The sequence below is a fragment of the Paenibacillus sp. cl123 genome (assembly GCF_900101595.1).
In the GTDB taxonomy this organism is placed as follows: Bacteria; Bacillota; Bacilli; order Paenibacillales; family NBRC-103111; genus Paenibacillus_G.
In genome coordinates this window covers 119,999-132,411 of the sequence record NZ_FMYY01000011.1, presented here as the reverse complement: position 1 = coordinate 132,411, position 12,413 = coordinate 119,999, and the positions used below count along the sequence as shown (strand labels likewise).

7 protein-coding genes are annotated in these 12,413 nt (G+C 45.7%); all 7 read left to right on the top strand.

Going from position 1 to position 12,413, the window contains the following annotated elements; genetic code table 11:
* Positions 1 to 88 precede the first annotated feature (88 nt).
* The 7 genes from BLR08_RS18045 (at position 89) to BLR08_RS18015 (ending at position 12,331) form a co-directional block, all read left to right on the top strand.
* Complete coding sequence (locus BLR08_RS18045) at positions 89 to 616, top strand: hypothetical protein (RefSeq protein ID WP_072335235.1); 528 nt, start codon at positions 89 to 91, stop codon at positions 614 to 616.
* A 152-nt stretch (positions 617 to 768) separates the two neighbouring features.
* Positions 769 to 3,765 (top strand): non-contractile tail sheath protein, encoded by a 2,997-nt coding sequence (locus tag BLR08_RS18040; RefSeq protein ID WP_176835549.1) that lies wholly within the window; start codon positions 769 to 771, stop codon positions 3,763 to 3,765.
* Positions 3,766 to 3,859: 94 nt separating this feature from the next.
* The gene (locus tag BLR08_RS18035) at positions 3,860 to 4,324 is read left to right on the top strand and encodes a hypothetical protein (protein ID WP_072335241.1); all 465 of its coding nucleotides are present in this window, start codon (positions 3,860 to 3,862) and stop codon (positions 4,322 to 4,324) included.
* A gap of 103 nt (positions 4,325 to 4,427) precedes the next feature.
* Positions 4,428 to 9,203, top strand: coding sequence for an RHS repeat-associated core domain-containing protein (locus BLR08_RS18030; protein ID WP_176835548.1), 4,776 nt, complete (start codon positions 4,428 to 4,430; stop codon positions 9,201 to 9,203).
* Position 9,204: 1 nt separating this feature from the next.
* Entirely contained in the window at positions 9,205 to 9,687 is a 483-nt protein-coding gene (locus BLR08_RS18025; protein WP_072335247.1) for a hypothetical protein, read from the top strand.
* A gap of 1,283 nt (positions 9,688 to 10,970) precedes the next feature.
* The gene (locus BLR08_RS18020) at positions 10,971 to 11,717 is read left to right on the top strand and encodes a rolling circle replication-associated protein (RefSeq protein WP_143014403.1); all 747 of its coding nucleotides are present in this window, start codon (positions 10,971 to 10,973) and stop codon (positions 11,715 to 11,717) included.
* A gap of 332 nt (positions 11,718 to 12,049) precedes the next feature.
* Entirely contained in the window at positions 12,050 to 12,331 is a 282-nt protein-coding gene (locus BLR08_RS18015) for a hypothetical protein (protein ID WP_072335250.1), read from the top strand.
* The last annotated feature ends 82 nt before the right edge of the window (positions 12,332 to 12,413 follow it).

Sequence of the window (12,413 nt, the reverse complement as noted above, 5' to 3'; positions counted from 1 at the left end):
TCTTCAAAAACAGTCAATGATGTTTGTCCTATTATGTGATTATATTTAATTTGTTCTGTAAGCCAAAGTCATATAAGGAGAATGAAAGATGCATAAATCTATGAAATGGCTCCTCCCTGTTCTATCCATATCCCTGGTATGGGTGCTGGCCTATACCAAACTGACATTTGCGGAAGAAAGCCGACCTGGGGAGCCGTCCGCCTACCACCTCAGCAAAGGAATCCAACCTGGACAAGATCCCGCTGCAGCGCAAGGCAAGGAAGCCAGCATACAGGAAACGAGCCGTCAATATGCGGAGGCCATGGCCCTTTGGAAGCAGCGGAGCAGCAGCCCCATGCCATCAGTTGCCCGAGGTGCCAGGCAAACGTTCTCCATGAAATCAGCCAACGAATCGGCTGCCGAGATGAATCGTCCGAGCGTCGAACAATATGGCCAGGAGATATCCCGGTTATTGGACCAGCAGGATACGACGGCTGCTTTTGAGCTGGCAACCAAGCTGCTGGGCGACTATCCTCAGGACCGGCAGGCCAAGGAGCAATTTGCAGCGGTATACAAGCTTTATGCGGTTGACGTGGCAAAAAAGCAAAATGAATTAAAGGCCGGTGCTCAACCATGATGGCCTGTCGCGTATGGATGTGTATCGCGTTGTCCGTTTTGGCTGCGTTCTGTTTTGGAGGAGAATCGCGGGCCGTAACCGAAGAGCAAGCCTATAAATTAAAACCGAAGTATATGGTTAACAATTTTAATTATGACATGATGTCAGCGACTGTGACAGAAGACGAGCATCATTTTGCAACAATGGGTAACTTCCGGACGAGCAAAGATTTCGATGTCATGTATTGGGAGACGGAGGATATTCATAGCCACCCCGATCTTAAATACCCTTCCAACCCGGACTACACGAACGTCCTTCTGGAATACGAATACGAAATTAGCGGGGATGCCGTCCCTATGGATGGAACGCCTGCCCCAACGCTAACCGTTGTGACGATGGATAATCAGGCTTATTATATTCGTCTGTGGAATTATGTAATCGACCGGCCCCAGGAGGTATGGGAGCAGGGCATTAGCCAGGAGCTAGGGATATCTTATTCTTTTCCAGCCAACCGGACAGCCGGTACCGGTTCAGGGAGCGCGGGAAAGATACGAATCGATTTCAACAACCTGTATGCAGGCTGGGAGCCGTTTATACAAGAGGAGATTGCTGAGAACGAATTTGCTTGGATACCGAATCCGGAATGGGTCAAAATCCCTGTCAATCAGATCAAAAGGCTGGAGTGGGCCTTTGTACCGCAAGAATACGACTACAACGAAGAAGAGATTTTTTACTTTTCGGAATCCAAGCCTTTCAAGATTAAATTCAACAATTGGCATGTGTATGGACAATCCTTTTTGATGGATGAGAAGCCTATACCGCCCGTAGGAAAAGTCAGGATCAGCGATGGCTATGACGACTCCTACAATCTGACGCCCGAGCGGCTCGTAAGCGACTATAGCCGGCTGGGTTTTGGCGGAATTGTCGATTTCTATGTGGGGGCTTCCCATTATTACGACAAGCATCACAATGGCCAGAATGGCATGGAGTTGATTCAAGAGCATCCGTTTAATACGGCCTTCTCTTCCTGGTATAGCAGTTATGTGAAGCTGTTGGCACAGCGGAACATCAAGGTGGTCGCATCCATCTCGATGGAGAATGTAGATGCGCCTCCTTCTTGGTGGCAACGAGCCTGGGACGGGCAAGCTGCGGAAACATTGTGGTCGCCGACACCGAAGCTGCTGAGCTTTACCAACGCAGAGGTCCGATCATACTATCAGAAATATGTGCTCGGCTTGGCGGAAATTCATGCGGATCATCAGCAGGTGCCGATCATCCAGTTGGGAGAGCCTTGGTGGTGGTATATGGACAGCTTGCCTGGCAGTCCGCCCACGTTCTACGATCAGACGACGAAAGACCTGTACCAGCAGCAATTTGGTCAGCCTATGCATGAATTTCATTCTGCGTACGATTCGATATCAGGGCATGAGACCATGTTGAATTGGCTGAGCGCTCAGAACGGAAATTTCTCACTTATGCTAAGGGATACGTTAAAAGGCGGCTATCCTAACGGGCAGTTTACCGTGCTGCTGTTCATACCGACTGTTGTAGATCCCGAGTTGGCTCCTCCTATGATGGGCATCGTTAACTTTCCAATCACTCAGTGGCAGTATCCGAATCTGGATTTTTTCATGATCGAGGATTATGACTATCTGATTGCCAACAACATGGAGAAACATCGTCAGGCGTTGACCGTAGCGCAGCGAAAGCTGCATTACCCGGCGAACCAGATTCATTACCTGGCAGGCGCGGATTCCACGAACAACGATTCTATCTGGAAAAATATCGATCAAGCTATCAGTGACGGCATCAATATGAATTTTGCCGAGATTTACTTGTGGGCCTACCCTCAAGTCAAGCAGCGAGCCTGGACTCAGCCTAGTCTTATCCGTACCAATGTTGCGCCAGGTCTATTGGAGGAAGAGACGGAAGTAAGCCTTAGCGCTGAGCACGCGGATTCGATTCTGTATACGGTAGACGGCAGAGAGCCGTCGATGCATGCCGGGCAACTGTACAGCGGAACGCCGATCCCGATTGCCAAGGATACCCGGATACGTGCTGCAATCGTAAAAGACGGAAGCGTGGGCAAGCCGGTTTCTTTCGATTATTTGCTGAATCGTGCGCAATACAAGTATGATGCGTCCAACAGATTGCAGTGGCAAACGTTTTTCCAGGACGAACAGAAGTACCGGTTTGCCTATACGTATGATGCCAATGGCAATCAGTCCAAGCGTACGGTCAATAAAATCTATAACCTGTGGGGCGACCAAAATATTATTCCGGTCATGTCGCAGAACATTTCGCCGGATGGAACGGCGAGTGCGAGCAGTTATTTTGGCGACAACTACGCGCCGTACAAAGCATTCGATCACCTGGATCTGGAGCATGCCTGGATTACGAACGGAGTAGCGGAAGGCTGGCTCGCTTTCCAATTCCCTACGCCTAAGCAGGTCGTGTCCTATAAGATTCTGCCACGGAATGAAATTACCGCGATTCAAGCCTCTCCTAAGGCTTGGACATTTGAAGGCTTTAATGGTATCCGCTGGAATGTGCTGGCCACGGAAACCAATGTGACGGACTGGAGTCTTAGGGAGTTTAAGAGCTTCAACGTTCAGAACGTGGGCAGCTATTCGGACTACAGAATCAATATCCAGCAAAACAACGGCCACTGGTATACCAGTATCGGCGAAATCGAAATGACAGAGGGCGATGATGCGGGGACTATTGAATATAATATTATTCCCGCCATGACCGGCAACGAAAGTGCATACGGCACAGCCAGCTCCAGCAGCGAATTTGGTGAAAGCTATGCCGCTTACAAAGCCTTTGACCATGTCGATTCCGAGCAAAGCTGGATCACAAACGGAACCGTTGAAGGCTGGCTTGCTTACCATTTCCCGCTCCCCAAGCTGGTGCGTTCCTACAAGATCACTCCGAGATACGACTCGTCAACCTTAGCCTCCGCCCCCAAAACTTGGACCTTGGAAGGCTTTAACGGCACCAACTGGCGCGTCTTGTCGACGGAGACGGACATCACAGACTGGCAGGTCAGCATGCCCAAAACATTTCAGGTGCAGAATCCGGGCATCTTCAGCAAATACCGTCTGCATATTACCAATAATAATGGGCATTGGTGGACGAGTGTGGGCGAGTTGGAGATGATGCAGTGAGGTTTGTGTGGAATGTTTGAGGCGGACATGTTTGGTGGGAAGACCCAGGTTTTAAAAACTTGATTTTGACTTACTAACATTAAAGGAGAAACTTATGAAAAAATGCATAGTGTGGTTACTTATTTATATCTTTACTTTCACGTCCATATTTCCAATATCGGCTATCGCCTCCCCGGCGGATCTGCTTCAGGTTCAAATTAAGCCTCAAACAGTTGAACAAAAATCCAATGTGGAATACGTAACATTGGAGTGGTTGAACAAAAAATTTCAGATTCCACAAACTGATTTGCTGCAACAATTGAACAAAGGATACTCCTTACAGGAGCTTTATAAGGCTTTGGAGTTGCATAAGGATCGAGAGCAGCCTTTGGATGAAATTCTAAATCAACTTAATCCTAAGGTAATCGAGGAATTAAACAGTATGGACTTTGCTCCTTTGGATGAAACGGAGCAAGGGGAAAAAGAGTTACCTATCCCTGTTATAAATAAACAGTTAATACCTGATGAGAATTTAATTATATTGACTGGCGAAACCAATACCATCTCGGGCCAAAGTTGATTATAATCAACTGGAAGAGTCTGTTCTAGGAAATGTATACGGAAAAGTAGTGACGGACAGTGTGTATACAAACGTCTACTCATCTTCGAAAATGCTTCGCAATATGGCTGCAACGAGCAATTTCCCAACTACATACGATGAACTTGCTGTAAAAAGGATGAACCTCAAAGTCAATGATGCTCCATACTCTGTAGGAGGAAACGAAAACGTATCTACTATCAGTGGAGCTTTGCAAGTTGAAAATGTAGATATGACGATACCTGGGAGAAACGGACTATCCTTTTCCTTAAAGCGAAGATACAACAGTAATGATGCAACTTATTATAATAAGGATGTCTTCAAAGACAATGTCTATGAATTGAAATATTATCCTGAACTTAAAGCAAGACTTTATTACAAATTTACCGGTGAACGAGTTACTCAAATTGGCACAGCACCAGATTTCGGCTTCGAGCCTTTTTGGTACTATCGTTCTTATCTTCAATATAAAGGTACCTTTATTAGATGGGATTATCCCAACGATTTACCAACCATTCAAGATTATAATGAATTTCGAGAAAAACTTGAAAAAAACACTTGGCCCTACGTAGACCCCGATGATCCCAATAGCATTCCGCACATAACCAAGGAAGATATTTATACAAACAGCACGTATCTTATGGCTAAGGCGTTTACTACAGGAAATGTTTTTGTATTCCCGGATAGTCGTAAAACTGTGTGTTTGCATTCTACGATTTACGGTTGTGTGGAGAATCTGTATGCTTACGGCAACAAGACAGTGGATAAAGAGGAGGAGGAGAACAGATTTGCCCTAGGTAAGGGCTGGAGCTGGGACTTGCCGTATATCGAATTTAAAAATTATAAAGGTTATTTAACCTTATTTGGTGGGACTACCTACGAATTAGACGGTACAAAACTAAAGGGATATCCGTGGAACGATCTTACCCTTGATTATGATAATACAGTAACTGTAAATGGACTAAAATCTTATTACGTGCTCAAAAATTTGGATGGAAAGAAACAATTTTTTTCTTCAGGCGGTAAACTATTGCAGATATTGGATACTTACAATAATACCATTCAATTTGAATACTCTCATGTGTCTCCTTATGGATCTGTCCTTACAAAAGTTAGGGACGCAATTGGCAATGAAATTCAAATTACATATTCAACAGCGGAAGTCATCTTGACCCAGGGGGATAGAAGAGTCACCTATACCAAAACGAAAGATTCGCAACAAAACAAAGAATTACTAAGCCAGGTAACGGATGCGCAAGGGAGAACGACTTCGTATGTCTATGAAACTGCAATAATACCTTTTGATCTCGTTGGAGGTGCGAAACCTAAGGATAATTATGTTGCATTGCTGAAACAAATCTATCATCCTACTAAGGCTCGCACAGACTATAGTTACCAAAGCTTCAGTCGTTCTCTTGGCAAGAAGGCCACGGAATCCGTCTACCGGATCCAAAGCCGCGAAGATGTGATGACCTATGCCAGCGGAGCGGAAGAGAAATATAATCATATAGATTATATCTATCAAGGAGATGGAACTGAGGTCCGTGCTACTGATTTTTCCTTTAGTACAACCATAGACAATGGTAGGCAGAAAACGACTTTCACTTACTTCAAAAACTATATTGATGATGATACTCCTGAAGTCATTTACAATACGCAAATCAAGCAGGATGATGGAACGATTCAGCGTATTCAAGATATGGAATACGATAGAGGTAACCGACGCACGGCGCCCATTAAAATCACTTCATATACGAAAAAAGGGACCGAACAATCGACGAGTCAGATCGTCACGCGTGTGTATGATAACTACGCAAATGTTACATCTGAGACAAGTCCCGATCAAGTGACGACTACGTATACGTATGACGAGCAGACGCATTTGCTAAAATCTGTGCTATCCCCTTTGGCTGATGGTTTATCATCGTATACTGAAATTGAACGTTATCCGAGTTACAACAGCATTAAGAATGCTAAGGTAAGAGAAAACAATGCCAGCGGGAATCTATTGGCCGAAACGGGATATACGTATGATGCTTATGGTAACCCGGCAACGGTCGCAATTAAGGATGACTCTCGGAATGTTCAAATCGATTATGAATATGGAACCGTGTATGGAAGCGGATTTCCAACGAAACAAACGATAGAAACGACAAATGCGGACGGACAAAAGTCAACAATTATACAGGACTATCAGTTCAACAAACAGACAGGCCAGATGACCAAACTTATCGACGGAAATAGGCACACGACAGAGTATGCGTATGATAAATTAGGAAGAATGCTATCCGTTAAGAACCCAGACGGTTCCCTCCAGACCATCACCTACAATGACAGCGAGAACATGGTTACGGAAACAGATCCGACAAATGTTAAGGTAATAACGAGATGGAACCCCCTCGGGCTAAAAACGCATGTGGGGATTGAAGGGAAAAGTACGGCGATGTATGGCTATGATCCGTATGGAAGACTGGAATGGGCCGAAGATGGGGAAGGGCATCGCACGACGTATCAATACGATAAATGGGATAGAGTAATGACCACCTTGTTGCCTGGCGGAGCGAGCGCGACCACTCAATATGATGATATCCATCGGACGGTTACAGAAACAGATCCGGAAGGATACTCGTCCAAACAATGGTTAGATCTGATGGGCAGAGTAACTAAGAAGGAGTCCTATTCCAAAACGGGCGCGCTCACCAGTTCAAGTCAAATGAGCTACACGCTCGCCGGACAGGTTAAAGTAGTGGACGAGGGTATAGCTACAGAGGCAAGCGGAATCACACAGACGCAATACGAGTACGATGCGATGGGGCGAGTGAAATCAGTCCTTAATGGCATGCAGGAAAAAACTTCGTATACGTATAGTTTAGCCGGTCAATTAACGAAAGTTCACTATCCAGACGGTAACGAGTTGACCAAGCATTATGATGAAATGGGAAGATTGATTCGCCGGGTTGATCCCGCGGGACAAGCGGAACGCTATTATTATGATCACAACAGCAATATGACGAAAAAGATCGATCGCAATGGTTATGAAACGACTTATGTGTATGATAACCGTAATTTTCTGGATAAGATGACCACCACAGACGAAGTCATTCAGTTTACCCAGGATACGGCTGGAAGACGGCTAACGATGCAAGATGGTACAGGAACCACTTCCTATTCCTATGAATCCGGAAGCGGCTGGCTGACGGAAGTCAAGTACCCGGACCAAAAACGCACCACCTATACGTATGATGCTCAAGGCAACCGGACCCAAATGACAGATCCTTTTGACCAAGTCACCGAATATAGGTATGATGCGAGAAACCGCTTGGAGCATGTGGGCTCCAATCCGGCCCAGTGGGATGCTACCTATACGTACAAGACGAACAATCAGCCTGACTCCATTCAACTGCTTCCGGGACTGACTAGCACATGGGGCTACGAGACGCTAAAAAGTACCTTAACTCATGTACAGCCGGGCCAAGGCACGCTGCGGACCTATCAGTATACGTATAATTTGAAAGGCGATCAGACTGTCCGAGTGGAGAACGGGCAATCGCACAGCTTTGGGTATGACAAATTAAGCCGCATCCAAACATCCAGCGAGTATCAAGAAAATTACACATATGATAACCGCGGCAACCGTCAAACGCTGCAAAGTGTGAAGCCGTTGATGTTAAGCGATCAAAGCTACACCTATGATAAGAAAAATCGGTTGATCGCGGCAAGCGGTCATTCAGGGAGTACTGTATCGTACAAATACAATGGAGACGGATTGCTGACGGAGCGAACAGAGAATGGAAGCACAACGCGTTACTATTATGATGGATCAAATATCATCGCAGAAGGCCAGGTAAGCGGAGGCGTTGTGACACGCAAAGCCAGCTATATTCGCGGCAACCAGCTGGTGGCCCGAGTAGACGCAGCGGGGACAAAAATGTACTACATGCACAATGGCCATGGCGATGTGGTAGGACTGGTGAACGCAGCCGGCCAGGTGGTAAACAGCTACACGTATGATATATGGGGGAATCCTGTGACTACGCAGGAAACGGTAGCGCAGCCGTTCCGGTATAGCGGGGAGTTTTGGGATAGCAGCACGGGATTGCAGTATTTGAGGGCCAGATGGTATGATCCGAGTGTAGGACGGTTTATTAATGAGGATACGTATGAAGGGGATATAAGCAATCCGCTGAGTTTGAATTTGTATACGTATGTAAGTAATAATCCGTTGAGGTATACTGACCCGACTGGTCATGAAGCCTTTGACTATAATCAGGCGACGTATCTTGCTAATACGGCGGCGACAGGTTCTGGCAATTATCAATGGGCACTTGGCTATATATTGAAGAACACCTTATTGGATGATAATCAAGCTAGATATTTGCTAAATACCGCAATGAGTAGTGATGATGCTGGTACATCTGCATGGGCCAAAGCACAGTTAAAGAATAACTCACATGCTGATTGGATTTTGTCTTTAAATCGCTCAATACAAAAAAATATGGAAAATGCTTCTGAAGAAGTTCAATTTATGAGCGAAATGGGACCGGTATTGGGGGGGATGGGTTACTTTGGTGCTAATGGCACTCAAGTTACCAGTAAAACACTGTGGAAAGATAAGGGTACTAAGGCACGAATTGATGTAGAAAACCCAAATCCAGGTCAACGACCAGGGCAGATTCATTACCAGGATGAAAACAATACTAAATATTTATTTAGCCCTGAGAAGGGTAAGTTTGTTGATTCAAGTGGAAATATTGCACCTAGGGGTATTAATGATATGCTCAAGAATACTGATTTTGTAAAGAAATTAAATGTTGGATTAGAAAAATATCTAGGAGAGAGTCCATATACCCCAAAGAAATGAGGTGAATACCATCGTACGTACAAACAAGAAAATGAAGGAATATCTTGAATATTTAAATTCTAGTGATCGTAAACGTATAAATTTCACGGATGAATTATCATCCTTAGAGTTTATGGAATGGGATGGATGTATTTTAGTAAAACAAAACACCAGTAGTATATTGCCGGAGAAATTTATTCCTAACCAATTTTTCCAAGATAGAACGGGGTTTGAGGCTAGTTATAATCATATACATTTGAACGATTATTATGAAGAAATAGCTGAGAATAATCCAATAGAATTATTACAAATTGCGATTATGACTCTAGGGCAATGGGAAAAGTATTTTAAGGGTAATTTTCCGCACAAAAAATTTTCTACGATAATTTCATTCGATGGAGAGGATTGTATTATTCGATTTATCACAGAAAGGTTGTATGAACCTAGTTGGATTTCGGATAACATTGATAGCTATAATGAAGCACTATTGATTTCGACAATCTAGGTCCGATGTCCCGCAATGCGACTAACCTCGTATTGTGGTTCTTTTTTATCCGCCGCGGTACACCAGATAGCGAAAATAGCTAAATAACGTTTGCGTGGCGGCGAACAGCGCTTCACTTACTCTCTCTGAATTTAATAATACATAGCCAGTTCTCTCGGCGGACGGGGGGCTGTCACCCCGCTTCCCTAGGGCTGTTATACGATTTCACATGTAGCCAAAATTGTAGCGTGATGGATATGCTGATGATCCCTGAAAACCTACCTTCCCGTATCTGCGATCTGGCGACGAATGGGCGTAAAACGCCCGGAGATCGCCGTAGGTTGACGCTGCTGTACTGTCGTGAGTTGGAATGTTCCGAAGATAGAAATGGGAATTTGCCCGATTTCTATCGCCTGTAACCACGTGCCTCACCCGTATTCGACAAGCGATAAGGACGGAATGACCTGGCCGAAAAATAATTGTTAGAAATTTTCGATCAATTCGGCCTGATTGATAACCTACTGGTATAGAATGGTATAAATTCTGCGAAAAAACGAATAAATATACGGGTAATTTCCTATATTTAGAAAAAACTTATGGAGAGCTTGACATGTGCTCCTATGTGGGAAATGCAGTGTTCTTATGGGAACGTTCCGTCCTCCGCAGATTTCGGATGCCTGTCCAAAGTGGACGAATAAAACGAATAAAAGTGGCCGCTATATTAGAAATAAAGAGGAATCATCAAATGAATAACATGTTCTAACTTGAAGACCGAAGGGAAGAAAGGGACGGAGCGAAGCGGAGTCTTCCGAGCGAAGCGAGGAGGTCACAGGCAGGGAACGAGCAGCCTGAATATCCGTGGGCACCCCATGCCCATAGAAGCCTGCGCTGTTTTCTGACTATGGAGATCCAAGGGATGGATGTGCTCTGCTCCTCGCTAACGCTCGGAGTGACTCGCTTCGCTCGTCCTTTAATTCTTTCTATACGAGGTATCTGGGAATAATCGATTTGCTCTGATCTTCTGCTGTTCTCTGGATGGTAATATCCTTACACGCCCCCGCAGGCGACGAAATGGACGTAGAACGTCCCGTAGTCGCTGACGGGGTATTTTTGCATATTCGGGAAGGCCCCTCATTATTCGCCCGTTACGCCTTGTTTAAACGGGCTGTAACCATATTCCTTCCCTGCCCTCTTACAGGAGATTCCGAGCGCAGTGAGGAGATTATTTCCCCTGCTGCTATTTTTCATGTGAATCACATGGAGTACAGATGAATCCCCCGGGTTTATTTACGGAAACAACCCCAATGGGGCGCTATGAAACCGAGGAGGGCTGGGCGATGGGCTATAACTGCCAGATGACGAAGATTGGAGATTGCCCGCGAGTGAAAGTTTACGGAAAGGAGATGCCTGAAGAAAGCGACCGTAAATCGAAAAACCAACGTTACGCGGAGATAGAAGCGATTCACGCTGATCAATCTCTGACGGATATAGAGAAACGGGTCTATTCAGCGATTTTAGAACCGCTGGATAAGGAGGAGTGCGCGCGAAATCGCCCTGATCGAACGCCGAAGCCTGGGAGACTAAGGTTAGCGGAGCGGGAACGATTCAGCCACCTGATGGACCGGAACTTTAGCCTGGGCCATAAGTTCATTACCTTGACCTACGAGAAGCCGGACGTGACGTTAGACGAAGTGGCGAAGGACTATGAGAACTGGGTAAAGCGGATGCGTGAGCGATACGGCGATTTTAAGTATTTCGCGGTTCGTTCCTTTCAGCAGCGCGGTGCGCTCCACTTCCACCTGCTGACCGACCTGTCCACGATACACAGAGCGGAGCTGGCGGATGGAGCGTTTCGGGACATCTGGGGGCTGGGGAGCGTCGAATTGAAGCGTATCTACAGCCTGCCGATGGCGGAGCGCCGGAACAAGCTGAAGCTCGACTTGATTAAGAACCTGCGGGATTTTAAAGCGGATGAGCATTCGTATGGAAAGCGCCTGTTTTCTCCAGAGCAAGAACCTAATTGTCCCAAGGACGGTAAAAGGCGACTTTGACGAGATGATGGCGAAGTTGAGGGAGAGCGGATATGTGCCGAAGCTAGTGGAATCCCGCCAATTCTCTGTGGAGTACATAAACTATATCTCAACTCGAAACGTACCACCTGACGAAGTAAAGCTCACCTTTATAACGTTACCGCAGTAAAGCCCATAAGGCCCTTGTCCCAACTGTGGGCGGGCTGGATAAAGGTTGTGGTACTTTAATTTTGAAATGAAATAAGGCTTGAACTCCCTATGCTCGCGTTATATGATTGCCGCTAGAAACATTTACCAGAATCTAGTAATTCTTTATACGACGCTAATGAACGTGGTCATTGGGGGAGTGACTAATGAACGTGGAAGAACTTCGTAACGAGTACGAATTGTTGATTGAGAAAGAAGACCGACTCCTTCGGCAAATCCAGACGGGGGAAACCTGTCTCTTTGCGCTATTGGAGACGATGTACCGGAAAGAGCGCGAGATGGATCAGGAAACGGCGAAGGAACTCATCCAAAGGATATATAGCTATACCGATGAACACCGAAGCGAACTTTGGCAAGTGCGGATGGAAAAAAACGATACTTGCGATACAGCTGAAACCAGAGAGCCGATAAGGCGATGGGGAACGTAAGATTTTGCTAACGTGTCTTTGCGGCTCGTCCGCTCGAACTGAGGATGCAAACTTACGCTTCCGCCTATCGTAGTAACGGCTC

Excerpts from the sequence above, each read along its gene's own strand:
- BLR08_RS18045 (WP_072335235.1), top strand. The coding sequence starts at position 89 with ATGCATAAATCTATGAAATGGCTCCTCCCTGTTCTATCCATATCCCTG.
- BLR08_RS18035 (WP_072335241.1), top strand. The coding sequence starts at position 3,860 with ATGAAAAAATGCATAGTGTGGTTACTTATTTATATCTTTACTTTCACG.
- BLR08_RS18030 (WP_176835548.1), top strand. The coding sequence starts at position 4,428 with ATGGCTGCAACGAGCAATTTCCCAACTACATACGATGAACTTGCTGTA.
- BLR08_RS18020 (WP_143014403.1), top strand. The coding sequence starts at position 10,971 with ATGGGGCGCTATGAAACCGAGGAGGGCTGGGCGATGGGCTATAACTGC.
- BLR08_RS18015 (WP_072335250.1), top strand. The coding sequence starts at position 12,050 with ATGAACGTGGAAGAACTTCGTAACGAGTACGAATTGTTGATTGAGAAA.